The sequence below is a fragment of the Streptomyces tyrfis genome, from assembly GCF_037034285.1.
Taxonomy (GTDB): domain Bacteria; phylum Actinomycetota; class Actinomycetes; order Streptomycetales; family Streptomycetaceae; genus Streptomyces.
Genome location: NZ_JBAGJZ010000053.1, coordinates 1 through 23,754, shown reverse-complemented (window position 1 = coordinate 23,754; position 23,754 = coordinate 1). Strand labels below are relative to the sequence as shown.

17 protein-coding genes and 1 pseudogene are annotated in these 23,754 nt (G+C 73.9%); 11 read left to right on the top strand and 7 right to left on the bottom strand.

All coding sequences use genetic code 11. The features are described 5' to 3' along the window. Positions 1-23 precede the first annotated feature (23 nt). The 3 genes from WA762_RS30035 to WA762_RS30025 all read right to left on the bottom strand — a co-directional run bounded on the left by WA762_RS30035 (position 24) and on the right by WA762_RS30025 (position 9,842). Positions 24-6,944, bottom strand: a complete 6,921-nt coding sequence (locus tag WA762_RS30035) for an SDR family oxidoreductase (RefSeq protein WP_335939847.1) — start codon at positions 6,942-6,944, stop codon at positions 24-26. A gap of 1,193 nt (positions 6,945-8,137) precedes the next feature. After that, positions 8,138-8,866 carry an alpha/beta hydrolase family protein gene (locus WA762_RS30030; protein ID WP_335939844.1) on the bottom strand — a complete coding sequence of 243 codons (729 nt, stop codon included), beginning with the start codon at positions 8,864-8,866 and terminating at the stop codon, positions 8,138-8,140. A gap of 379 nt (positions 8,867-9,245) precedes the next feature. After that, positions 9,246-9,842 (bottom strand): CGNR zinc finger domain-containing protein, encoded by a 597-nt coding sequence (locus WA762_RS30025; protein WP_335939843.1) that lies wholly within the window; start codon positions 9,840-9,842, stop codon positions 9,246-9,248. Positions 9,843-9,934: 92 nt separating this feature from the next. Between WA762_RS30025 and WA762_RS30020 the strand changes: the two genes are divergently transcribed. From WA762_RS30020 to WA762_RS30000, 5 genes are all read left to right on the top strand, one after another. Next, on the top strand, positions 9,935-10,726 hold the full coding sequence (locus WA762_RS30020) for an MBL fold metallo-hydrolase (protein WP_335939842.1): 792 nt from the start codon (positions 9,935-9,937) through the stop codon (positions 10,724-10,726). Positions 10,727-10,905: 179 nt separating this feature from the next. Then, on the top strand, positions 10,906-11,916 hold the full coding sequence (locus tag WA762_RS30015; protein ID WP_335939840.1) for an RNA polymerase subunit sigma-70: 1,011 nt from the start codon (positions 10,906-10,908) through the stop codon (positions 11,914-11,916). Positions 11,917-11,999: 83 nt separating this feature from the next. Continuing rightward, positions 12,000-12,521, top strand: coding sequence for a pyridoxamine 5'-phosphate oxidase family protein (locus tag WA762_RS30010; protein WP_335939838.1), 522 nt, complete (start codon positions 12,000-12,002; stop codon positions 12,519-12,521). After that, positions 12,521-13,210: an alpha/beta fold hydrolase gene (locus tag WA762_RS30005; RefSeq protein ID WP_335939836.1), complete on the top strand. Its 690-nt coding sequence runs from the start codon at positions 12,521-12,523 to the stop codon at positions 13,208-13,210. The genes WA762_RS30010 and WA762_RS30005 overlap by 1 nt, the downstream gene beginning before the upstream one ends. Before the next feature lie 473 nt (positions 13,211-13,683). Continuing rightward, entirely contained in the window at positions 13,684-14,478 is a 795-nt protein-coding gene (locus WA762_RS30000) for a class I SAM-dependent methyltransferase (protein ID WP_335939834.1), read from the top strand. Between the two features lie 123 nt (positions 14,479-14,601). Here WA762_RS30000 and WA762_RS29995 read toward each other — a convergent pair whose 3' ends face one another. Further along, entirely contained in the window at positions 14,602-15,138 is a 537-nt protein-coding gene (locus tag WA762_RS29995) for a CGNR zinc finger domain-containing protein (RefSeq protein WP_335939833.1), read from the bottom strand. Between the two features lie 108 nt (positions 15,139-15,246). Between WA762_RS29995 and WA762_RS29990 the strand changes: the two genes are divergently transcribed. Next, positions 15,247-16,803 (top strand): FAD-dependent monooxygenase, encoded by a 1,557-nt coding sequence (locus WA762_RS29990; RefSeq protein WP_335939900.1) that lies wholly within the window; start codon positions 15,247-15,249, stop codon positions 16,801-16,803. A gap of 302 nt (positions 16,804-17,105) precedes the next feature. Here the strand turns inward: WA762_RS29990 and WA762_RS29985 are convergent, their stop codons facing one another. Continuing rightward, positions 17,106-18,650: an FMN-binding glutamate synthase family protein gene (locus WA762_RS29985; RefSeq protein WP_335939832.1), complete on the bottom strand. Its 1,545-nt coding sequence runs from the start codon at positions 18,648-18,650 to the stop codon at positions 17,106-17,108. 398 nt (positions 18,651-19,048) lie between these two features. Here WA762_RS29985 and WA762_RS29980 point away from each other — a divergent pair. Next, a pseudogene (locus tag WA762_RS29980) lies at positions 19,049-19,213 on the top strand (RNA polymerase subunit sigma-24); the annotation flags it as partial. Positions 19,214-19,374: 161 nt separating this feature from the next. Here the strand turns inward: WA762_RS29980 and lpdA are convergent. Together lpdA and WA762_RS29970 are read right to left on the bottom strand one after the other, a co-directional pair. Beyond that, a complete protein-coding gene (lpdA, locus tag WA762_RS29975) occupies positions 19,375-20,787 on the bottom strand; it encodes a dihydrolipoyl dehydrogenase (RefSeq protein WP_335939831.1) in 1,413 nt (470 codons plus the stop codon). A 194-nt stretch (positions 20,788-20,981) separates the two neighbouring features. Beyond that, a complete protein-coding gene (locus tag WA762_RS29970) occupies positions 20,982-21,392 on the bottom strand; it encodes a DMT family transporter (RefSeq protein WP_443080717.1) in 411 nt (136 codons plus the stop codon). 62 nt (positions 21,393-21,454) lie between these two features. On the opposite strand from WA762_RS29970, the gene WA762_RS29965 reads away from it, so the two are divergent. From WA762_RS29965 to WA762_RS35795, 4 genes are all read left to right on the top strand, one after another. Then, positions 21,455-22,177, top strand: a complete 723-nt coding sequence (locus WA762_RS29965) for a dienelactone hydrolase family protein (RefSeq protein ID WP_335939830.1) — start codon at positions 21,455-21,457, stop codon at positions 22,175-22,177. 397 nt (positions 22,178-22,574) lie between these two features. After that, positions 22,575-23,087 (top strand): GNAT family N-acetyltransferase, encoded by a 513-nt coding sequence (locus tag WA762_RS29960; RefSeq protein WP_335939898.1) that lies wholly within the window; start codon positions 22,575-22,577, stop codon positions 23,085-23,087. A gap of 160 nt (positions 23,088-23,247) precedes the next feature. Continuing rightward, the gene (locus tag WA762_RS29955; RefSeq protein ID WP_335939828.1) at positions 23,248-23,463 is read left to right on the top strand and encodes a hypothetical protein; all 216 of its coding nucleotides are present in this window, start codon (positions 23,248-23,250) and stop codon (positions 23,461-23,463) included. Between the two features lie 6 nt (positions 23,464-23,469). Continuing rightward, on the top strand, positions 23,470-23,745 hold the full coding sequence (locus WA762_RS35795; RefSeq protein ID WP_443080716.1) for a DUF6796 family protein: 276 nt from the start codon (positions 23,470-23,472) through the stop codon (positions 23,743-23,745). The last annotated feature ends 9 nt before the right edge of the window (positions 23,746-23,754 follow it).

Genomic DNA, 23,754 nt, shown 5'->3' with positions numbered 1-23,754 from the left:
TCGGGGCGGCGCCACCACGACCGTCACCAGCCCGAGGCGGTGTAGACGACGGCGGTGGCGGACTCCTCGCCCCAGGCGAGTTCCCGCAGCAGCGCCGCGGTCCCCTCCTCCGGATCGATCAGCCGGACGCCGCGGCGGGCGTACTCCCGGGCCAGCTCGGCCCCGACCATGCCGGTGTGACCGGCCGAGGGCGCCCAGGGGCCCCAGTGCACGGTCACCGCGCGCCGTCCGGTGCGGGCGGCGAAGGCCGCGCCGAGGGTCTCCAGCGCGTCGTTGGCGGCCGCGTAGTCCACCTGGCCGCGATTGCCCAGGACGGCCGATATCGAGCCGAACAGCACGGTGAACGCGGGCGGTTCGGGCAGTTCTTCCAACGCCATGAGCAGGGCGTCGGCGCCGGTCGCCTTCGTGGCGTAGACGCGTCGGAAGGACTCCGCGCTCTTCGCGGCGATGAGCTGGTCCTCGATCACACCGGCCGCGTACACCACGCCGTCGAGCCGGCCGTGCTCGGCGTGGACCTCCTTCACCGTCTGCCGTACCGCCTCCGGCTCGCGGAGGTCGACCGACCGGTAGCGGGCCCGGCCGCCCAGCGCGGTGATCTCGGTCAGGGTGGCCGTGATCTCCCGCTGGGCGAGCAGCAGTTCGGCGGCGCGGTTGATCTCGGCCGGCTTCAGTCCGCCGCGGGCGGCGAGCGCGGCGCGCAGCTCGGCCGGGGTGCGCGCGGACGCGGTGTCCGCGGCCTCCGGACCGTCCGGAGCGGGGGTGCGGCCGAGCAGTTCCAGGCGGCAGCGTGCGGCGCCGGCGAGCACGGCGGCGAACTGCGCGGTGATGCCCCGCGCCCCTCCTGCCAGCAGGACCACCGAGTCCTGGTCCAGGCCGAGCGCGGTGGCCTCCGCGACGCCTTCCCCGGCCGGTCCGGCGCCCGTGCTGCCGAGCGCGCCGAGCGGCGCCGACGTCAGTTCGAAGCCGTGCCGGCCCGCCGCCGTCCGCAGCACGACCGGTGTCCGGTCCGGCGCGACGGCCTCGGCGACCACGGCGTGCGCGAGCGCGGACGGCGAGGCGTCGGCGACCTCGACGGTCCGGGCCGCCGTCTGCGGATACTCGCGCGCCACGGTCCGGAACAGACCTCGCAGCCCCGCGGTCCGGGGGTCGGGCGCCTCGCCGTCGGCGGGGCGGACGGCCAGCAGCCATCGTGGGCCGCGTGCCAGGGCGGCCTTCAGCACGGGGAACGAGGCGGGCAGCGAGGGCACGTCGCCGGTGGCCGCGAGCGCTCCTGACCAGAGCACGCCGTCCACCGGGCCGTCGGCCTCCGACAGGAGGTGGTCCGGAGCGCGTACGCCGACCTCGGCGCCGTGGGACGCCAGGCGTTCGGCGGCCTCGGGCGCGTCACCGAGCAGGATCCAGCGGGTGCCCGCGAGCACGGTCGACGGGTCGGTGCGGGCGTCGGCCTGCTCGTCGAGGAGCACCGGACGCAGGAGGTACCGCCCGGGGGGCTCGCCGGTGACCGCGTCCTGTCCGGGCTCCACCGCCGCCGGGGCGGCGGCCCGCTCTGCCGGTCCGTCCTCGGCCAGTCCGTCCGGGGCCGGTCCGTCCATCCGCGCGGTCAGCCAGTCGGTCACCGCGGCGGCCGTCCGTGCCTTGGCCAGTTCCTCCAGCGCGTCGTCGTCCAGGGCGGCGAGGTCGGAGCCGGCCCCGGCGCCCAGGCGCCGGGCCAGTTCGCCCGCGATCTCCGCCCGCTTGATGGAGTCGATGCTGAGGTCCGCCTCCAGGTCGAGGTCCGGCTCGATCATGTCGACGGGGTAGCCGGTGCGCTCGCTGATGATGTCCAGCACGACCTGCTGGACGTCGGCCGTCCCGGCGGGCTCCACGGCCGCCGGTCCTGCGGCGGCGGCCGGCGTGTCCCGTTCCGGTTCCTCCGTCCGCGGCTGCGCCGGGGGGAGCTGCGGGACGGCCCGGATCACCTGTGGGGCCGCCGGGGAGGGGACGGACCGCGCGCCGGGGGCGGTTCCGAGGTAGGTGAGCAGCACGTCCCGCTGGGCGGCGATCATCTCCCGGCTGGTGCGCAGGAATTCGGAGATGAGCGTGTCCTGGTCGGACGGGGCGCCGTGCGGGGGGTTCGTCGTCACAGTCGTCTCCAGGGTCTCCGTGACTCGTCGGGCCGGTGCGAGCGCACCGGGGAGGAGGGCGCCGTCGGCGGTGCGGACCAGTTGTCCGTCGACCGTCCATCCGGGGGGCTTCGGCGCCGGGGTGCGTGTCGCGTCCACCGCGTTCCGGCCGCGCAGCAGCCACCCGGCGGACACCGGCAGCCCGGCGACGGCGAGCTCGGCCAGAGCGTCGAGCAGGCCGCGCAGGCCGCTGCCCGGCCGGGGTTCGCAGGCCACCGTGCGGTGCGCGCGGTCGCCGAGGATCTGCCCGACCAGCCGGGTCAGAACCGAGCCGGGACCGGCCTCGACGAAGACGCGGGCCCCCGCCTCGTACATCGCCTCGATCTGTTCGACGAAGGCGACCGGGGCGCCGATCTGGGCGGCGAGTTCGGCGCGCACCGCGTCGGCGTCGGCGGCGTACGGGGCGGCCGTGCGGTTGGACCACACCGGGAACTCGGGCGCGTGCACCGGCCGGGCCGCGAGCGCCTCGGCGAACCGGTCGGAGGCGGCGGCGACCAGAGGGCTGTGGAACGCGCAGGCGACGGGGACGCGCTTGGCGCCGAGGCCTGCCTCGCGCAGCAGCCGGACGGCCTCGGCGACGGCGTCCGTCGGTCCCGAGATCACCGTCTGCCCGGGCGAGTTGCGATTGGCGACGACGACGCCGTCCGGTGCGGACGCCGTCTTGAGCGCCTGCGCGACGTCCTCGGCACCGGCCGAGACCGCGGCCATGGTCCCGGGGTCGCCCCCGGCGGACCGCGCGGCCCGGAGAATCGCCGCCGCTCGCTCCGCGCTCAGTTCCAGCAGCGTCTCGGGGGTCAGCGCGCCGGCCGCGCACAGCGCCACCAGTTCGCCGTAGCTGTGCCCGGCGGCCATGTCCGGCTGCACCCCGGCCGCGGTGAGCACGGCGTGCACGGCGAGTCCCGCGACGCCGAGAGCGGGCTGTGCCACGCGGGTGTCGGTCAGCGCGGCCCGCTGCCTCTCGCGTGCGGTCTCGTCGAAGGCGGCAGGCGGATACAGGGTGTCGACGTGGGCGCGGGCGAGCTCCAGATAGGGGCGCAGCTCGGGGAAGGCGACGAACAGGTCGGCGAGCATGCCGGTGCGTTGGCTGCCCTGGCCGGGGAAGAGAAAGGCGACCTTGGCGCGGCCCGGGCCGCCGGGACCGGCCCGGTGGACGCCACGCGCCGGAGCGTGCCCGGCGGGGTCGGCCAGGGCCTGCCGCAACTTCTCGACCAGGTCGTCCACGTCCGTCGCCACGACGGCGACCCGGGCCGGGTCCCCGCTCGCGTCCGACCGCCGGGCCGCGCTCAGCGCGAGGTCCCGGAGCGGCCACGACCGGCCACGGGACCGAGCGGTTTCGAGGAGTTCCTCCATCGCCCGGTGTGCCGCGGCCTCGTCCCGTCCGCGGAAGACGAACAGTTCGGCCGGCCAGACGTCGAGTCCCCGCACGGGCGGTACGCCATCGGCGTGAGCGGCCAGCACCACGTGGAAGTTGGTTCCGCCGAAGCCGAACGCGCTCACCCCGGCCATCCGTTCCTCCGCGGGCGCCGCCCACGGCCGGGCCTCGGTGTGGAAGGCGAAGGGGCTGGTGTCCGCCTCCCAGGCCGGGTTGGGAGTCTCGACGTGCAGGGTGGGCGGCAGGACTCCGGTGTGCAGGGCCAGCAGTGTCTTGATCATTCCGGCGAGACCGGCGGCGCACTTGGTGTGACCGATCTGCGACTTCACCGACCCGAGCGCACAGCCGCCCGGGCTCGCCCCGGCCTCGGCGAACACCTCGCTGAGGATGCGCAGTTCGGTGCGGTCGCCGACGACCGTCCCGGTGCCGTGCGCCTCGACGAGACCGATGTCGGCCGGTGAGACGCCCGCGTTGCGATACGCGCGCTCCAGAGCCGAACGCTGGCCCTCGGGCCTGGGCGCGGTCAGACCGAGTGAGCGGCCGTCGCTGGAGGAGCCCAGGCCCTTGATGACGCCGTAGATCCGGTCGCCGTCCCGCTCGGCGTCCGCGAGGCGCTTGAGGACGACGCAGGCGATGCCCTCGCCGAGCGCGATGCCGTCCGCCGAGGCGTCGAAGGCGCGTGAGCGGCCGGTGGGAGACAGGGCGTGCACCGAGGAGAACAGGACGTAGTCGTTGATGCCGTTGTGCAGGTCGGCGCCGCCGCACAGCACCACGTCGGAGGTGCCGGCGGCCAGCTCCTTGCAGGCGACGTCCACCGCGGCCAGTGACGAGGCACAGGCGGCGTCGACGGTGAAGTTGGCGCCGCCGAGATCGAGCCGATTGGCGATCCTTCCCGAGATGACGTTGGCGAGCATGCCGGGGAAGGAGTCCTCGGTGAGCCTCGGGAGCTGGTCGTCCAGGCCCGCGGGGACGCGGCCGTAGTACGAGGGCAGCACCGCCCTCAGCGTGGCCGCGTTCGACAGGTCGCTGCCGGCCTCGGCGCCGAACACCACGGAAGTGCGGGAGCGGTCGAACCCACGTCCCCCGTCGCCGTATCCCGCGTCCTCCAGAGCGCGCCGGGCGGCCTCCAGGGACAGCAGCTGCACCGGTTCGGTGCTGCCGAGGGACGTCGGCGGGATGCCGTAGCGCAGGGGGTCGAAGGGGATGCGGGGCAGGAAGCCGCCCCACTTGGACGGGGTGGACTCGCCATGATGGACCTCCGGGTCCCAGCGTTCGGGCGGGACCTCGCTCACCGCGTCCACTCCGGAGACCACGTTCGCCCAGAAGGCGGGCAGGTCGGGCGCCTGCGGGAACATGCACGCCATGCCGACGACGGCGACGTCGAGCGGAGCGGGCGGGACCGGCTCCCGCGCCTCGCTCGCCGGGGCCGACCGCGACGTCCGCCGGGCGAGGTGCTCGGCGGCGCCCGTCGTCACCGACTCGTGCAGCGCCGCGACGGTGGTGGTCGCCGAGCGCAGCACGGCCACCTCGCCGGCCATGAACATCCCCTCGGCGAGCTGGCGCGGCTCGTCGACCGGAGTGAGGCGGCCGTCGGCGGACCGGTCGACGCCCTTGCTGGCGATGCGCAGCCGGCCGACGTTGAGTCTCTCCAGCTCCTCCCAGATCTGCCGGTCCGGCACGCCCTCGGCGCGCAGCCGGGCCTCCTGGTCGCGGAAACCGGCGGTGAACGGGCTGGGTACGCACCGCGTCGCGTGCCCCGGCGCGGACTCCAGCAGCGTGGTGCGCTCGGCCCCCAGCACCTGCTGCTGGAAGAGCGGCCGGATCGCCCCGAGGGAAACGGCCTCCTCGGTGAACAGATACGCGGTCCCCATCAGCACACCGACGGCCGCGCCGCGCGCGGTCAGCGGCGCGGCCAGGGCGGCGACCATCGCCGCCGACCGCTCGTCGTGCACTCCGCCCGCGAAGAACACCTCGAGGTCTTGGGCCTGGTGACCCTCCTCCAGGAAATCCTCCAGGACGGCCAGTTGGGCCTCCCAGAGCGCGAAGCTGCCGCGCGGCCCCACATGCCCGCCGCACTCCGAGCCCTCGAACACGAACCGGCGTGCCCCGGCTTGGAGGAACTGCCGCAACAACCCCGGCGAGGGCACGTGCAGAAACGTCCGGATGCCGTCCCGCTCCAGGGCCTGGGCCTGGGACGGCCGCCCACCGGCGATGATCGCGTGAGTCGGCCGCACCTCCCGTACGGCCTCCAGCTGAGCCGCACGCACGTCCTCCGGCGCGAAGCCGAGGACTCCCACTCCCCAGGGCCGGCCGGCCACCGCGTCCCGGGTCTCGGTCAGCATCGTCCGCGTCCGCGTGCCGTCCGCCAGCGCCAGGGCGAGGAAGGGCAGTGCTCCGTCCGCCGCCACCGTCGCGGCGAAAGCGGGCCCGTCGCTCACCCTTGTCATCGGCCCCTGCGCGACGGGAAGCCGGGTGCCGAGCGCCCGGCTCATCGGCGACCCGGGCCGCAGCGCCCGTGCGGCCGTGCCGTCCCGGACGGCGCCCGCCGCCGCCTCCCGCAGCGCGCGCACCGTCCGGCGCACATCGCCCCACCGCTCGGCGAACAGGGTGGCGAGGAAGCCGTCCTGGCCCACCGGGAGCAGCTGGGTACGCGGATCCCGCCCGCCCAGCAGGGCCGCCACCTCCTGCGGTCCGGCGTCGTCCGTGAGGCGCGGGGCGTCCGGACCTCGCCGCAGCAGGACACGGTGACCGGCCCGGACGACGGTTTCCGAGCCGTCGACGGCGCGCAGCGCGGCGGAGGCCGGTTCGGGCAGTGCCGACTCGGCGAGCAGCGCCAGTTGGCCGTCGAGGACGACGCCGGCCGCTCCGCCGGCCACCGCGGCGGCGGCCGTCCGGGGGCCGATGCCGCCGCACGCCCACACGGGCCGGTTCACCTCGGGTGCGGCAAGGAGCCGCTGGAGCAGGACGAAGGTGCTCGATTCGCCGATCCGGCCGCCGCACTCGGCGCCGCGAGCGATCAGGCCGTGCGCCCCGGCGCGTAACGCGTCCCGTGCGTCCTCCAGGCCGGTGACCTCGACGAGCACGCGAAAGCGCGCCGCGAGCCCGGCGGCCGTCCAGGCCTTTCCCGCCTCCCCGGCCGCCGCTCCGGCCGCGAGCACCACGGTGTGCGGCCCGTCCGGATCCAGGTCGGCCGGGGTGAGCCGGCATGGTGCGTCGACCCGGACGCCGAACCTGCCCGGGGCCGCACGCCGCACCCGGGCGAGGGCCTCGCGGGCCCGCCGGTCGCCGGACCCGAGGTCGAGCACGCCGAGACCGCCGGCCCGGCAGACCGCCAGGGTGAGCCCGGCATCGGGCTCGCCGAACGGAGTGATGCCGATGATCACGTCTTCGGAACGCACAGCGGAGTTCATGATTCTCCGAATCAAGGGTGGGACTGCACGGTGGGGGGTTCTGGACAGACAAGGCGGCTCACCCGCTTCCCGCGGGGAAAAGCCCGCCGCGGAATGCCGCTATGAAGCGCGTGCTCGAAGCGGATTTGAAACGTAGTGGCCTTATTACTCACCGGTCAAGGTTCGGGTGAGCGGCGAGTAACCGCCTTTATCGATCAGGCCGGTCGCGAAGGAAGGGCGACGAGGGAGGGAAACGGCTGAATTCTTTTCCGGCGAGGCGCCGTTCACCAGGCGTGTTGCTACTCCCTTTGCTACGCCTTTAGTTGGGGAGTGGCCGATTGGGGTCCATGGCGGAGCAGCCACGGACTTCGCGATCACTGTGGCGCGGCGCGGGCGAGCAGCGGTCGGCGGACGGCGGTCGGCGAGGCGCGGTACTCCGTCCGGGCGCCGGCCGGCGGCCTCGGAGGCTTGGGCCCGGTCGGCGTACCTCGCGGACCGGCGCCTTTCCCGTATCCGGGCAATACGTCGAAGAGGCAGCCGGCCCCGACGACGAACCGGTGGCTCCACTCCCCCACCCGGCCCGGTCGGGGCGGTCCTCTCGGTCGTACCGCAAGCAGGCCGTCGCCTGCTCGACGGCCTGCTGCGGCGCTCGGGGACCGACGGGCGCAAGCAGGCGGTCATGCGCCGATTGCCCGTGGCGTCCCCCCGTGGGACGCCGACCGCGCCCAGCGCGCGGACGTGCGGGTGGACTGCGCGGCCCGCCGCGAATACGAACGCCTCCACCCCGCCCCGACCGGTCTGAAAGGATTCGGCCCTCCCAATGGAACGTGGCAGGAGAAGTCCGACACGGCCGTCACGAACGGGCAGGGTGACAACTGGCGCTCCGCCGAGTGGGAGATGGCCGAAATCGAGCGCCAGTATCGGATGAGAAACCTCGATGGGGAAAAATGGAATTCTACGATGTCAATGACATCAAGAGGGACATCGCTCCGCCGAAGCCTCCGGAGAAAGCAGAAATAGCAGTGGACACGGTATGAGCGAGACCTTCCGGTCCGAACGGACCTTCGTGGTGAATGGCGGTGCGCCGTCGCGCACGGCGGCGGCCGGGGGATCCCGGTCGGCGGCGAGGCGGTCGCGTCGTCACCGCGCGCCCGCCCCGGTACCGTCCCGACGTACGCGGTGGGCGCGAGGCCGCGCGGTACCGAGGCGTCGGGTCATCGGGTCAGGGAGTCGCGCAGGATGTAGCGGCTGGTCTGGGAGGTGAGGCTCCCGTACGCGTCGTCGAAGGCGTGCTCCGCGAAGGGCAGTTCCTTGACCGTGGTGTCGACGCCCTCGGCGCGCAGCGCGGTGACGAGGTCCTGGGAGGCCTTGCCCCAGGTGGGGCGGTCGGGGGTGGCCAGGCGGTAGTCGACCGCTATCGCGGCGACGCCGTGATCGGCCGGCCGGCGTCCGGTGCCGCGCGGGTCGCTCTTGTCGAAGGTGTGGAAGCCGCCCGCGTGTGCGAGGACAAGCGCCGGAGCCCTGCCCGCCGTGCGCCACTGCGGGCGCTTTTGGGCAGGTAGACGTCCGCCCTCAGACGCTCGCCGTCGCGCACCGCGTACACGGGTGAGGGGTCGGGGGCGGTACCGGGGAGGAGAGCTGGGTGAAGAAACGCCGCCGAAGGAGACATCCGTGCCCTCCTCCTTCGCCGCGGTGAACTGGACGGCCCCGATGACGAGCGCGGCGGTCGACAGACGAGCGGTCAGGTCCGCGCCGGTCGCCGCCAGTGCGACGGCGACCAGGACCACCAGGGTCTGGGGCAGCCAACGCAACCAGCGGGGCCGGGCCGGCGGTGGCAGTGGCTGGGCCCGCACGGCCGGCAGATCCGCCCTCGGCCTCCACGGTTCCGGTCGGCAGGGCGTCACCGGGACAGCCGTGTCCTCGACGCAGACGTTGTCCGGCATGACGGTCATCCTTCACTCGGGTCGGTGTGCTCCCCGCCCGACGGTAGGAGGCTACGCGGGGATCCGCGTCCCTCCGGCGAGCTCACTCGGCGCCTGGCTCCCCGGAGCCAGAGGCCGCAGCCGGCCGGTGCCACGAGAAGGCGCGCCACGGATGAGCGGCGGACGACAGGCCGAGAGTTGACGGTGCGTCCGGGCGCGGGGCACGCGATCGCGCATGCGCGGCCGCGCCCGCACACGGCGCTCCTGCGGGCCTTCCTGCCGGACAAGCCCCTCCCGGTCCCGGTGTCGTGATCCGCGGGCACGGGTACGCCGAGACCGGGAATCTCGTACACCCACAACAGCCGGGTGCGCCGCGTCCCGGCCCCGCTGCCGAACGGCGTCAGGTCTGACCCTGGGTGCGGCGGGCGTAGGCGCGGGCGGCGCGGGCCCGGTCGCCGCAGCGGGTGGAGCACCAGTGGCGGCGGCCGCGCCGGAGCAGGTACCGGTTGCAGGGGGCGGAGCCGCACGCGGTCAGGCGTTCGGCGTCGGGGCCGGTGAGCAGATCGGCGGCGTCGGCGGCGAGGGCCGCCAGGGCGTGCTCGACGAGCTGGGTGACGGGGTGCGGAACCGCCCGGTAGGGGCCGTTGCTCTCGTCCCAGCGCAGCAGCGCGACGGTGGGGGTCCTGATCAGCGCGTCGTTGACGGCGGACAGGGCCGCGGGCAGCGCGGGAAGTCCGGCGACGCGGCAGGCGAACAAGGACCTGATCTGCTCACGCAGCGAGCGCAGCTGCGCGGTGCACATCTCTTGAAGTCCCGCGTCGACGGGCGCGAGACCGTGCTCGGCGAGCCACTGGTTCGCCGACGCGGGGGTGCCGAGGAGATCCACGCGCTGCCCCCCGGGCAGTGCGACGGCGCTGTTGGCGAAGTCGAGGGCGGGGTACTCCTCCGCGCCCGAAGCGGGCGGCGGAACGGGCTCGGCGATCACGTCCTCCTTCATGGTTCTCATGGTACCGCTTGTTCTATCCGTGAGAAACCCCGTACGATTGCCTCACGGATACAGCAAATTCATCCATGAGAAAGTGGTGCTGCGTGACTCCCTCCGGCGCGCCTGCTGGCGACCAGTTCCCCGTCCACGTCTTCGGTGGCCCGACCGCCCTCTTCGAGTACGGCGGCCTGCGGTTCCTGACCGACCCCACCTTCGACGCTCCTCGTGACTACCCGTCGGACGGACCGCTCCTGACCAAGACGGCGCCCTCCTCGGGCAGCCCTGCCGACCTGGGCCGCGTCGACGTCGTTCTGCTCTCCCACGACGAGCACGCCGACAATCTCGACGACTCCGGCCGGGCCCTGCTCGCCGACGTCCCGCTCACGCTCACCACTCCCGGCGGCGGGCGACGCCTCGGGGAGCGGGCCAGGGCGCTGCACGACTGGGAGTCGATCGAACTGAACCGCCCCGAGGGCGGCACCGTCACCGTGACCGGCGTGCCCGCCGTCCACGGTCCCGGAGCACGTGAGGCGGTCGAGCCGGTCACCGGCCAGGTCGTCGGCTTCGTCCTGACCGGCGAAGGCCTGCCCACCGTCTACGTCAGCGGCGACAACGCCTCTCTCGGCCTGGTCGAGGAGATCGCCGCGCGCTTCGCTCCGGTGGACACCGCGATCGTCTTCGCCGGCGCCCCGCGCTTCCCCGTCCTCTTCGACGGCGCGTGCATCGTCCTCGACAGCGCCCAGGCCGCCGAGGCCGCCGCGATCCTCGACGCCCGCCGCGTGGTCCCCGTCCACTACGACGGCTGGGCCCACTTCACCGAGGGCCGTGATCAGCTGCTGGCCGCCTTCACCGCGGCCGGCCTGGCCGACCGCCTGGACTTCGGCCGCCGGGACTGACCGGAAAGTCCGGTGGCGGTCGCCGCCGGGACCGCACGGCTCGCCGGCCGGGGGACGACCATCCGTACTCGCGGCGGACCGTGCGCCGGGCCGGGACCGCCGGGACGCCCAGCGCTCGTCCCGGCGGCGTCCCCGCAGCACTTAGGGTTGCCGGTGGCGGCCGGATCGGGGAGTGGGGCGTGGACGGACGGACGAGTGCGGACAGCGAGGCGCTCGCCGCCGTACGAGCGGCGGACGGGGCGGCGTTCGCCGGGCTCGCCGAGCGGCATCGGTGGGAGTTGCGGGTGCACTGCTACCGGATGGTGGGCTCGTTCGACGACGCGGAGGACCTGGTACAGGAGGCGTTGCTGCGGGCGTGGCGCTATCGCGCCAGTTTCCAGGGCCGCTCCGGGTTTCGGGCGTGGCTGTACCGGATCGCGACCAATGTGTGCCTGGACTTCCTCGACCGGCAGCCGCGGCAGCCGACGCCGGGTGAGCCCGGCCGGTCGGCGGAGGTGGGGTGGCTGCAGCCGTTCCCGGACCGGTTGCTGGAGCCGGTGGCCGCCCGGGAGGCGGAGCCCGAGGCCGTGGTCGTCGCCAGGGAGACCATCGAGCTGGCCTTCGTGGTGGCGATCCAGCATCTGCCGCCTCGCCAGCGGGCGGTGCTCATCCTGCGGGACATGCTCGGCTGGTCGGCGGCGGAGACCGCCGCGCTGCTGGACACGAGCGTGGCCGCGGTGAAGAGCGCGTTGCAGCGGGCACGCCCGGTGCTGCGGGAGCACTTGCCGGAACGCCGCGCCGGACGGGTCCCGGCCACGCCCCTCGCCGACCGGGGGCGGGAACTGCTGCGACGTTTCCTGGCCGCCCACGAGCGGGCCGACGTCGCGGCGCTGGCGGAGCTCCTGAGCGAGGACGTGCGGCTGTCCATGCCGCCGTTGCCGTATCGCTTCACCGGCCGGGCGGAGGTCGTCGCCTTCGTCGGGAACGCGCTGGGGCCGGGGTCGCCCTTGCACCGGGGGCGGTGGCGGGGTGTGCCGGTGGCGGCGAACCGGCAGCCGGCCATGGCCGGCTACGTCCGGCTGCCGGGAGAGGCGGACTACCGGGCGCAGGTGCTCGACGTGCTGCGGGTCGAGGCGGGGCGGATCACCGAGATCGTCGCGTTCGAGCCCCGTGTCTTCGGCGCGTTCGGCCTGCCGGCGACCCTGCCCTGACGGCTCCGATTCCTTTTCCGCGCGCGGGTGGTCTCACAGTGGCCGACCGCAACCGGTGCGGTCGAGGAGGCAAGGAGCTGAATGTGAGCACACCGACCCACGAGGAACCGGCGGCCCTGCGGCAGGGAGATGTCCGTCTGCTGGACGGCGACATCGCGCAGGGCCTGCTGGCCTCGACCGAGCTCGCGCGCGTGGCGTACGTGGCGGCCGACGGCACACCGCGGGTGTTCCCGATGCTGTTCCACTGGACCGGGCAGGACGTCGTGCTGTCCACGTTCTTCCCCGCCCGGAAGATCGCGGCGCTGCGGTCCCGGCCCGATGTGGCGATCACGATCGACGCCGCCGGGACCCCGCCGCGGGCGCTGTTGATCCGTGGCCGTGCCGAGGTCACCGAAGTCGACGGGATCGTCCCGGAGTACGCGCTGGCCATGCGCCGCTACGGTGGCGAGGAGGAGGGCGCGGCCCAGGTCGCGGCCGTCGACCGGCCCGGTGTGCGGATGGCCCGGATCGCGGTGCGCCCCGCCTGGGTGGGGGTCCTGGACTTCCGGACCCGATTCCCCGGCGGCTCCACGGCCGCCGAGTTCACGCGGCGGGGGCAGGCGTGATGACCGAGTACGTGTTCATCCCGGGCGCCGGATCCGATTCCTGGTACTGGCACCCGCTCGCCGACGAACTGCGCGCCCGCGGCCACCGCGTGGCCACGCCCGAGCTGCCCTGCGACGACGACGCGGCCGGGCTGCCCGAGTACGCCGACGCGGTGGCCGCCGAGATCGGCGACCGCACCGGCACCGTGCTGGTCGCCCACTCCTTCGGCGGATTCACCGCGCCGCTGGTCTGCCGACGCGCCCCCGTCGGGCGACTGGTGCTGCTGACCGCGATGATCCCGCGGCCCGGCGAGGCTCCCGGCGCCTGGTGGGCCGGCACCGGTTACGAACGGGCCCGGCGCGAGCAGGACGAGCGCGACGGCCGGGACCCCGATGACGAGGACGCCCTGTTCTTCCATGACGTCCCGCCCGCGCTGGCCGCCCAGGCGCGCGAGCACGGCCGCCGGCAGTCCGCGACCCCGTTCGCCGCGCCCTGGCCGTTGTCCGCGTGGCCTTCGACGCCGACGTCGTTCCTGCTCTGCCGGGACGACCGCTTGCTGCCTGCCGCGTTCATGCGCCGCGTCGTCGCCGAACGCCTCGGGATCGTTCCCGACGAGATCGACGGCGGCCACATGGTCGCTCTCGCCCGGCCCCGACAACTCGCCGACCGATTGGAGGCGTACACCGCCACGGACTCGACAACGCCCTGACCGGCGCCGGCCGTGAACGAGCACTGGACCCGGCCGTGCTGCCCGTCCCTGTTCACCGGCCGGAACGTCCACCGGCCGGTGACACGCCTTCTCCGCGCCGGCCGGCGGACGCCCGAAAGGGGCCGGCACCGGGCCTTCGCCGGCGCCGGGGCCGTCCGGACGGCGAGCACCGCCTCATCGCGGGCCACAGCGGAACCCCGCCGGTCCTCCGCCGGCCGGCGGAGGACCGGGACGACGTCACCCGGCTCGCCGGGGGCGCGCCGAGGTGCGCCGAGTTCCGCCCCGCGCGCCCTTCCCTCCGGGTTCGCCCGCCCGCAGGCTGAAGGGCGCACGGCGCGACGGCGCCGGGCGCGGCGCAGCGGCCCGGACCGATGCGCGGGGAGGATGTCATGGAGCGGGCAGCGGATCAGGGGCCTTCCGTGCAGGAGGTCGGAGCGTGGTACGACCGCTTGGGAGGTCTGTACAGCCTGACGATGGGCGACAGCATGCACCTGGGCATGTGGGACGGCGGGGTGCGCCCGGAGCCCGGGCGGGCGCTGTCGGCGGAGGAGGCGTGGCAGGAGCTGACGGCGGCGCAGGACCGGTGGACCGACGAGCTGATCGACGAGCTCGCCCTGGGGCCCGGGCAACGGGCGTTGGACGTGGGCTGCGGCACCGGACGGCCCGCGGTCCGTCTCGCCCGGGCCTCCGGCGGGCGGGTCCTCGGCATCACCGCCAGCGGCGACCAGGTCGAGCAGGCCCGCGATCGTGCCGCCCGTGCCAGCGTCGCCGACCGCACCGCGTTCCTGCGGGCCGATGCGATGAACCTGCCGTTCGAGGACGCGTCGTTCGACGCCGTGTGGGCAATCGAGTCGTTCGCCCACTTCGCCGACCGTCCCCGTGCCCTGCGCGAGGCCGGGCGCGTGCTGCGCCCCGGCGGCCGGCTCGTCCTGGCGGACTGCTTCGAGCACGTCCCGTTCACCGAGCAGGATGTGGCGCTGTTCCGCGCGGGCTTCGCGCTCGCTCGTCTGCCCGGCTCCCTCGACGACTTCCCGTCCCTCGCCCAGGAGGCCGGCTTCACCGTCGACCGCGTACGTGACAGGACCGGTGACTTCGCGCCCACCTACCAGCTGATCCCCCAGATCTTCGCGGAGCGTCGCCGGGAGATCGAGGAACTCCTGGGCGCCGACGTCGCCGCGCAGCTGGACTCGGCCTATCCGCTGGTCCTCGGCCTGTGCCGGGACAAGATGGGCTACGTCATGGTCCGTGCCGGCAAACCCGCCCCATGACCGCGCACCCGCCGACCGCTCGTCCCGGTGGCGGAGGCGCCCGCCGCGTCGGCGGGCCGCGAGGGCGTCCGGTGGACGGCTGCGACACGGCGATCCGAACGCCGTCAGGGGCGCCGACGCGGATCAGCGGCTCCGATCGCGGTGGGCGGCGACCCGGACCCGGGTGCCGCAGCGGGTCGAGCAGTAGCGCTGCGGCGAGCGGCGCCCCGTGTCGATGAAGTAGCGGTCGCATCCGGGGGCGGCGCAGCGGCCCCAGGCGCAGTAGCCGCGCTCGCTGAACCAGAGCGCCAGGGCGAGGGCGGCGGTGGACAGCAGCCACTGGGCCGGCCGTGCGTCGCGGGGGGCCCGGGTGTGGAGCGACCAGGGGCGCTGCGGCAGGCGGACCAGCCGCGGCCGGGCGGGGTAGCGGTCGAGCAGGGTGTTGATCGCCTCGGCGGCCCTGTCCTCGTCCTTCGTGTCCAGGATGCCGGCGATGGCCGCCGCGGCCTCCCGCACCTCTTCGGCGGTGGCGTCGGTGAGCCGCAGAGGCGGGCCGCCGTGGCGCTCCACCACGCCTTCGAGTCCGGCCGGTGTGGCCGCGGTCCCGTCCCGGACGGCGTTGACCAGGTCGGTCAGGAAGTACAGGCCGCGCGGGTTGTCGTCGGTGAACCGCTGGTCCATGGGCATCTCCCGATCCGGAGTCGGCGTCACCCACCATGGTAACGTCTAAATCGAATTTATCCGTTACTCCATTGATCTCGCAGGTGAAAGGAGGTTCGCCGTGACCGAATCGCAGACGTCCGTGCTGGTCGTCGGAGGCGGGCCTGTCGTCTGGCCCTGTCCTGTCTGCTGTCGGGCCACGGCGTGGACCATGTGCTGGTCGAGGCCCGCTCCGCGACCTCGCGCCATCCCAGGGCCCGGGGCGTCTCGGCCCGGTCCATGGAGATCTTCCGGCGCATGGGGCTGGAGGGGGCGGTCCGCGCCGCGGGGCTGCCGGCCGAGCAGGTCCACTTCTACCGGGGCCGCGACCTGGTCGATCCCGACTACGTCCGCACCGGTCTTGTCCAGGAGCCCGGCGAGGGCCCCGAGCACACACCGTCGCCGGGAGTCATCTGCTCCCAGGACGCCCTGGAGCCCGTGCTGCGGCGGCGCGCCGAGGACCTGGCCGGCCCCCGGATCCGGTTCGGCACCCGCCTGGTCTCCTTCACCGACGACGGCCTGGGCGTACGGGCCGACCTGGAGGACTCGGCCACCGGCCGCCGGCACCGCGTGCGGGCGGGCTGGCTCGTCGGCTGCGACGGCGCCGCGAGCGCCGTGCGGGCCGGAGCCGGGATCGCGATGGAGGGCCCGACCGGCCTGGGGCGGTATCTGAGCATCCGCTTCGAGGCGCCCCTGGGCCGGGTGGTGGCCGACCGCGCCAGCGCCTCCTATTTCCTCACCGTCCCCGGGCGGGGCGGGTTCATGGCCGTCGACAACGACCGCCACTGGATCTACCAACACCCGCTCGCCCCCGACGCGGCCACGGCGGTGGATCCGACGGGCCATCGGCTCCTGGCCGGGCTCGTCCGTACGGCGGCCGGCATTCCCGACCTGGACGTGACGGTCCGCGACACGATGACCTGGCGGATGGACGCCCGACTCGCCGACGCCTACCGCCGCTCACGCGTCCTGCTGGCCGGCGACGCCGCCCATGTCGTCCCGCCGACCGGCGGGCACGGCATGAACACCGGCATCGGCGACGCCGACAACCTCGCCTGGAAGCTCGCCGCCGTCACGACGGGGTACGCCGGCGAAACCCTGCTGGACACCTACGAGGCCGAGCGGCGTCCCGTCGCGCGCCAGGTCATCGACGTCTCCACGGCCAACGCGGCGAACCGCGCCGGTTACCGCATCGACGACGAACTCCTCCTGACCGCGGCCTACCGTTCCGCCGCCGTCGTCCCCGACCCCGGATCGGCAGCCGGCCGCGGCGCCCTGGACGCGGCCGGCTGCCGGCCGGGCGAACGCGCACCCCACGTCCGCCTCGTCGGCGGTCCGCCGGGCGTGACGTCGACCCTCGACCTCGTCGGCCCCGGCTTCACCCTGCTCGCGGCGGAGGACGATCCCCGGTGGCGGCGGCAGGTCGAGGCCACACGGCAGACGGGGGTCCCCCTCGCCCTCCGGGCCGTCCGCACCGGCGCGCAGCGGGAGGCGGAACCCGGGCAGTGGGCACGCCTGATCGGCCCCGGCCACGCGGGCGCCGTGCTCCTGGTGCGTCCCGATGGACATATCGCCTGGCGCGGCGCCCGTCCGACGGCGAACCTCACGGCGCTCGTACGACGCGTCCTCGCGACCGCGCGGCCCTGACCGGAGCGCCGGGCACGGAGCAGCGGTGCGACGACACGGCCCGGAGCGTGCGACGACACGGCCCGGAGCCGCGTCACGTCGGGCGGCGTTCGCCTCGCCGGTGGAGCGCGGAGAAGTGAAATCGGCGGGGTGATGCGTCGGACGCGGTGGCGGCCGGACGCTCCGGCCGCGCCCCGACCGGGCCCACCGGAACCGGGACGGCCCGCGGGTTCTCCGGTGGCGGCGGCGCCCTCCCCCGCTGCTGCCGGGTCGATCGCTCCGGCGGGCGGGCAGCGGGGGCGGTGCTCGTCGTCGACGGCGCGTCAGACGGCCGGCTTCCGGGGAGCGGCCGGCTTGGTGGTGAGCAGTGCGGTGATCTCCTCGGCGAGGTGCGGGCCGAGTTCGCCCCAGCCGTCCTTGTAGCCGTAGACGCCGGCCAGGGTGCGGGCGTCGTAGTCGCCGTTCATGATCTCGATGTCGGTGGCTGTGATGAGCGCCGGGTGGGCGACGCCGACGGCCGCCGAGACCTTCATCAGTTCCTTGCGCAGGGTGCGCAGATAGGCAGCGGCCCGGGTGGCCTTCGAGGGCTGGTCGAGGCCGCGGGCCAGCCACGGGTTCTGGGTGGCGACGCCGGTGGGGCACTTGTCGGTGTGGCACTTCTGCGACTGGATGCAGCCGATCGACAGCATCGCCTCACGGGCCACGTTGATCATGTCGGCACCCAGGGCGAAGGCGACCGCGGCGTTCTCGGGCAGGCCGAGCTTGCCGGAGCCTATGAAGGTCAGGTCGTCGGTCAGCCCCAGCTCGGCGAAGGTGCCGTAGACCCGGGAGAAGCCCATCCGGAACGGCAGCGACACCGAGTCGCTGAAGATCAGGGGCGCCGCCCCGGTGCCGCCCTCGCCGCCGTCGACGGTCACGAAGTCGACGCCGCGGTCACCACGCGCCATCAGCGTGGCCAGCTCCCGCCAGAAGTCCATCTCTCCCACCGCGCTCTTGATCCCGACCGGCAGACCGGTCTCGGCGGCGAGCAGCTCGACGAAGTCGAGCATCGAGTCGACGTCGCTGAACGCGGTGTGCCGCGACGGGGAGGCGCAGTCCTTGCCGGGCGGGATCCCGCGGATCTTGGCGATCTCCGGGGTCACCTTCGCGCCCGGCAGCATCCCGCCCAGGCCCGGCTTGGCCCCCTGGGAGAGCTTGATCTCTATCGCCTTGACCGGGGCGCCGGCGACCACGTCCTTCAGCTTGTCGAGGTTGAAGCTGCCGTCCTCGTTGCGGCAGCCGAAGTACGCCGTACCGATCTGCAGGACGAGGTCCCCGCCGTTGCGGTGGTACGGCGAGAGGCCGCCCTCGCCCGTGTTCTGCATCGTGCCCGCCAGCGCCGCCCCCTTGTTGAGCGCCGTGATCGCCGCGCCGGAGAGCGATCCGAAGCTCATCGCCGAGACGTTCACCACGCTCGCCGGCCGGAACGCCTTGGCGCGCCCGCGCGGCCCGCCCAGCACCTTGGCCGAGGGCAGCGGGGCCTGCGGGTCCCGCGCGTCGGGCAGCGTGGCGGCGAACGTGCGCTGCTTCACATATGCGTGCCCCTGCACGTGCTCGACGTCGACGTCGGTTCCGAACCCGAAGTAGTTGTTCTCCTCCTTCGCCGACGCGTAGATCCAGGTGCGCTGGTCACGGCTGAACGGGCGCTCCTCCTCGTTGGAGGTCACGACGTACTGCCGCAGCTCGGGCCCGATCGTCTCCAGCAGATACCGGGCGTGCCCGATCACCGGGAAGTTCCGGAGCAGCGCGTGCTTCTTCTGGATGAGGTCGCGGGCGGCCACCAGCGCCAACGCTGTCGCGGCGGCCGTGCCGATGCTCCGGGCTCGCATGAACGTTTCCTCTCCTCGATGCTCGGCTCCATCGCCATGCGGTGCACGTCGTCGTGTCGTGTCGGACGTCGGGCGGCAGGTGCGGCCGAGCGGGCGTCAGCATCCGCCGAAGAATGTCACACGATATTAGAGGCCGTGTGGATGGGCGCATGGCCGGGGCGGCGGTGCGGGCGTTCATCCCGGCGGTGAGCCGTCCGCGCCCGGCCGGCTCGCGGCGGCCGCCGCGTGTGATCGCCGCCCACGTCGACACCCGGCGGATCGCCTTCGTGCGGCGATCCGGCCCACGCCCGGCAGCTGTCCGCGCCGCCTCGCGCTCTCCGTGTGACGGGGATCACGTCGAGGAGAAAACCTGCCGCCCGGCCCGGGCGACCAGCCGGTGTGAGATCAGTCGGGAAGGGGCCGCGCGCTGGACGGACGCCTTCCGGCGCAGGGCCCACCACGCCGAGCCGCCGACGGCCGCCGCTCTCCCCGACGCGGCGCCCGCCGCCCAGGAGGAGGCGCTCGCGACGACCGTCGACGGCGACGTCGGCGGCGCGCTGCGGCGCGCTGCGCCGGACGAGCGCGCCGACGCGGGTGGCGACCTGGATGCTGCTGCCGCCCGGCACGGCAGCGGGCGCCTGGACGGCCCTGGTCCTCGCGGTCGCCGGCACCGCGGCCTATGCCGTCGCGGAACCGAGACGGTGACGGCCGCTTCCGTGAGGTTCCGACAGGTTCCGGTGGCGGCTCACATGTTGATCATGTGGCCGGCCAGCCCGTGCACGGCTTCCTTGACGGCCTCGCTCAGGGTCGGGTGAGCGTGCACGTTGCGGGCGACCTCGTGCACGGTGAGATCCCACTGCTGAGCCAGGGTCAGTTCCGGCAGCAGTTCGGTGACGTCCGGGCCGATCAGGTGGCCGCCGATGAGCTCGCCGTGCGTGGCGTCGCTGATGAGTTTGACGAAGCCGGTGGTGTCACCGAGACCATGGGACTTGCCGTTCGCGCTGAACGGGAAGGTGGCGACCTTGACGTCGTAACCGAGGTCGCGGGCCTGGGCCTCGGTGTAGCCGAAGCTGGCGACCTGGGGCTGGCAGAAGGTGGCCCGCGGGATCATCGCGTAGTCGAGTTCCATGGTCTCGGCGCCGGCGATCGTCTCGGCGGCGATGACGCCCATGGCCTCGGCGGCGTGCGCGAGCATCAGCTTGGCGGTCACGTCGCCGATGGCGTAGAGGTGCGGGACGGAGGTGCGGCAGCGGCCGTCGACGTCGATCGCTCCGCGCTCGGTGAGCGCCACGCCCGTGTTCTCCAGGCCGTAGCCGGTGGTGTTGGGGGCGAAGCCGATGGCTTGGAGCACCTTGTCGGCTTCGAGGATCTGCTGTGCGCCGTCCTTGCCCGTCACGGTGACCCGGACCTGGGGGCCGGACTCGTCGATGGCGTCGACGCGGGTGGAGGTCAGGACGTCGATGCCCAGCTTGCGGTACTGGCGGGCCAGTTCGGCCGAGACCTCGGCGTCCTCCAGGGGCGCCACGCGATCGAGGAACTCGACGACGGTGACCTTCACCCCGTAGTTGTGCAGCACGTAGGCGAACTCGACGCCGATGGCTCCGGCGCCCGCGATGACGATCGACCGCGGAAGCTCCTCGGCGAGGATCTGCTCCTCGTACGTCACCACGCGTGCGCTGCGTTTGGTGCCGGGCAGCAGCTTGGGGGTGGCGCCGGTGGCGATGACGCAGTGCTCGAAGCCGATGTTCCGGGTGTTGCCGTCGTAGCCGCTGACCTGGAGGGTGTGCGGGTCGAGGAAGGCGCCGCGGCCGTTCAACTCGGTGATCTTGTTCTTCTTCATCAGGTAGTGGACGCCCTTGACCCGGCCGTCGGCGACCTTGCGGCTGCGGCGGAAGGCCTCTCCGTAGTCGAAGGAGACCTGGCCGTCGACCTTGATGCCGAAGGTCTTCGCCTCCCGGGTGAAGATGTGGGCCAGTTCCGCGTTGCGCAGCAGGGCCTTGGTGGGGATGCAGCCCACGTTCAGGCAGACGCCGCCCCAGTACTTCTCCTCGACGACGGCGACGCGCCGCCCCAGCTGGGCGGCGCGAATGGCGGCGACGTAGCCTCCGGGGCCGGCGCCGAGTACGACAACATCGAACCGATCGTCCTGCTCGACCATGAATCGTTCCTCTTTCCTCTCGCCTGTCGCTCCATGATGCGTGCCGGTCAGGCGGTGTGCCGAATGGCGAAGCCGGCGACCGTGTCGCGCGTGGCGTCACCCCCGGTCTTCGAGGGGGCCGTCGGGGGTGTTCCCGGAGGAGCCTCGGGACCCCGCGCACCACGGGGGCGGCGGCGACGATCAATGCCCGGTTCTCATGAGGGCTCGCGTATCGAGGGCGCTCCCGCGGGGCACTCGCCGGACACCGGATGGGGAGGCGTCCGGCTGCCGTCGCGCCGCCCGGCACGTCCGGGTCGGCCGAGGACGACTCCGGCCAGGACCAGGGCCAGTCCGCACAGTTGCTGAACAGTCACCGTCTCTCCGGCGACCGCCGTGCCGAGCAGTACGCCTGTGACGGGGTTGAGCAGTCCGATCAGTCCGACCGTCCCGGCGGGCAGGCGCCGCAGCCCGGTGAACCAGGCGACGAAGGCCAGCGCGGTGGCGACCAGGGTGACGTAGCCGAACGCGAGGAGGGTTGGCGGGGAGAGCGCGGGCGGAGGGCCCTTCACCGCCGCGGCGACCGGGAACAACGCAGTATCGACATGGGTGCTCCCCTCCGGGGTCACGGTCGGGCGATAGACAGGTCGTCCGGGAGCGCCGTTCCAGCGCACTCCCGAAAGGCACGACCATGCGATTCACTTCCGAACAGCGCCTCGACGACGGCGCCCTCGAACGCGAATTCACCCTCGGCGGGATCCCCGGCATCCTGTGGACGCCGGGATCCGCACCGGCCCCGCTGATCCTGAGCGGCCACAACGGCGGCCTGCACAAGCGGGAGCCCCGGCTGGTGGCCCGGGCCCGGCACTTCGCGGCGCGGTACGGCTTCGCGGTGGCCGCCATCGACCATCCCGGGCACGGCGACCGGCCCCGTTCCGCCGCCGACGAGCGGGCCCGCGCCGACCTCCGCCGCGCGATGCGGGCCGGCGAGCCGGTCGACGAGATCTTCGAGTCCTTCGTCGCCCCGCTGGTCGAGAAGGCGGTCCCGGAGTGGCGGACCGCCCTGGACGCCCTCCTCTCGCTGCCCGGGATCGGCGGCCCGGTCGGGTACTCGGGGATGACCGCCGTCGGCATTCGGCTGGCGGTGGCCGAACCGCGCGTCTCGGCCGCCGGTTTCTTCGCCGGGGGTTTCGTGCCCCGCGCCCAGCGCGAGGAGGCCCGACAGGTGACCGTTCCGCTGCAGTTCCTGCTGCAGTGGGACGACGAAGGGAACCCCCGGCAGCGGGCCCTGGACCTGTTCGACGCCTTCGGCGCCGAGGAGAAGACGCTGCACGCCAATCCGGGCGGGCACGCCGGTACCCCGTGGTTCGAGGTGGACGACGGCGCCCGGTTCTTCGCCCGGCCCCTGAAGTGAGGCCGGGCCGCCGGGCCGACAGCAGACGGTAGACGGCGCCGGCCGGGATGCCCCTCGCCGAAGGGCGGAGAGGTGCGGCCGGGGGACGCCGTCGGGGCGAGGTGGTCGGTGAGTCCCCGTCGCGCGGGCGCGCTCGTACGAGGGCGAGGCGCGCGTGGCGGGCTCGTCGTGCTCCGCGGTCGCCGGTGCGGAGGCGATGCCGACGGCCCCGCCCGGCCCGGCCGGAAGCTCAGCGGGTGCGGAGTGACGCGGAATCAGGCCGATCTCGCGCCGACGCCACCACGGATGACGGGACAGCCCTCGGGGCGGGTGCCGAGAGCGCCCGGTGCGGATGACGGAGAGCCCATGCGTGATCCAGAATGACTGGATGGTCACGCTTGAGACTCCCCGGTTGATCATGCGTCGCTGGCGCGAGGAAGACGTTGCGCCCATGGCCGCCGTCAACGCCGACCCCGAGATCATGCGGTGGATCCGTGACGGCAGCGTCCGTGACGAACGGCAGACCCGCGACGGGGTCCGGGCGTGGGAGAGCGAGTGGGAGTCACGGGGCTTCGGCCTGTTCGCCGTGGAGATCCGGTCCACTGGCGAACTGGCCGGGTTCACCGGCCTCTCGGTGCCCGGCTTCCTGCCGGAGGTGCTGCCCGCGGTCGAGGTCGGCTGGCGGCTGGGACGTTCCCACTGGGGGCAGGGCCTGGCGACCGAGGCCGCTGCGGCCGCCGTACGGTTCGGGTTCGAAGAGCGAGGGCTGGAGCGGATCGTCAGCATCATTCAAGTGGGCAACGTCGCCTCCGAACGGATCACGGCCAAACTGGGGATGCGCCTGGCCCGTGAGACCGTCAATCCCACCTGCGGTCGGCGAGTACGGGTGTTCGAGTTGTCATCGGACCAGTACGTCACGGCCACTCGTTGACGGCCGCGACGAGGACGGCAGCCTCGTGGCGGACCGCGAGTCCGCCGTGCCCGGCGGCCGCGGCGCGGCTCGCGTGGGGGGCGCTGCTCGGCGTGCTGACCGGCCCGCTCCATCTGGTCGCGTGCCGGCGCCTGCGCCAAGGCTCCGGCCGGCCCGCCGGTTGCTCTCCCCGCCGCCGTTCCTGCTGCTGACCGCGGGTTTCTCCCTCGCCCCCTTCGTCCATGGCTCGTTCTTCTACTGGGGCCGGGCGGCCAAGGCGATCGACGCCTCCGGGGACCGGTCCGCCGCTCTCGCCGCTCTGCCGGGCGACATGGCGGACGTGCTGTTCACCGTCTACCCGGCGCTGATGGTCTGTTGGGCGCTGGGGTCCGTCTGAACGGCCGTGCGCGTGCTGCGCGGCGGCGCCGCGCTCCCCCGGTGGGCGTGGTTCGTGAATCCGCTGGTCTGCCTTCCCGTCGGCGGCCTCGTCGCGATGCTGACGCCGGGTCCGGTCGGGACCGCCCTTCAGGGAGCGCAGTTGAGCATCGGCAACCTGCTGCTCTTCTCGCTGTCGACCGCCGTGCTGTGGAAGGCCCGGCCGGGGACCGCGGGCCGGCCGGCGCCGGGGACCGCGCCGGCCGCGCACGGGGCGCGGGAGCCGAGGACCTCACCGGCCTGACCGTCCGGG

What these genes read in the sequence shown, in the direction of transcription:
- WA762_RS30035 (WP_335939847.1), bottom strand. Translation starts at nt 6,944, where the DNA reads ATGAACTCCGCTGTGCGTTCCGAAGACGTGATCATCGGCATCACTCCG.
- WA762_RS30030 (WP_335939844.1), bottom strand. Translation starts at nt 8,866, where the DNA reads ATGCCGGACAACGTCTGCGTCGAGGACACGGCTGTCCCGGTGACGCCC.
- WA762_RS30025 (WP_335939843.1), bottom strand. Translation starts at nt 9,842, where the DNA reads ATGAAGGAGGACGTGATCGCCGAGCCCGTTCCGCCGCCCGCTTCGGGC.
- WA762_RS30005 (WP_335939836.1), top strand. Translation starts at nt 12,521, where the DNA reads ATGACCGAGTACGTGTTCATCCCGGGCGCCGGATCCGATTCCTGGTAC.
- WA762_RS30000 (WP_335939834.1), top strand. Translation starts at nt 13,684, where the DNA reads ATGGGCGACAGCATGCACCTGGGCATGTGGGACGGCGGGGTGCGCCCG.
- WA762_RS29995 (WP_335939833.1), bottom strand. Translation starts at nt 15,138, where the DNA reads ATGGACCAGCGGTTCACCGACGACAACCCGCGCGGCCTGTACTTCCTG.
- WA762_RS29985 (WP_335939832.1), bottom strand. Translation starts at nt 18,650, where the DNA reads ATGCGAGCCCGGAGCATCGGCACGGCCGCCGCGACAGCGTTGGCGCTG.
- lpdA (WP_335939831.1), bottom strand. Translation starts at nt 20,787, where the DNA reads ATGGTCGAGCAGGACGATCGGTTCGATGTTGTCGTACTCGGCGCCGGC.
- WA762_RS29965 (WP_335939830.1), top strand. Translation starts at nt 21,455, where the DNA reads ATGCGATTCACTTCCGAACAGCGCCTCGACGACGGCGCCCTCGAACGC.
- WA762_RS29960 (WP_335939898.1), top strand. Translation starts at nt 22,575, where the DNA reads ATGCGTCGCTGGCGCGAGGAAGACGTTGCGCCCATGGCCGCCGTCAAC.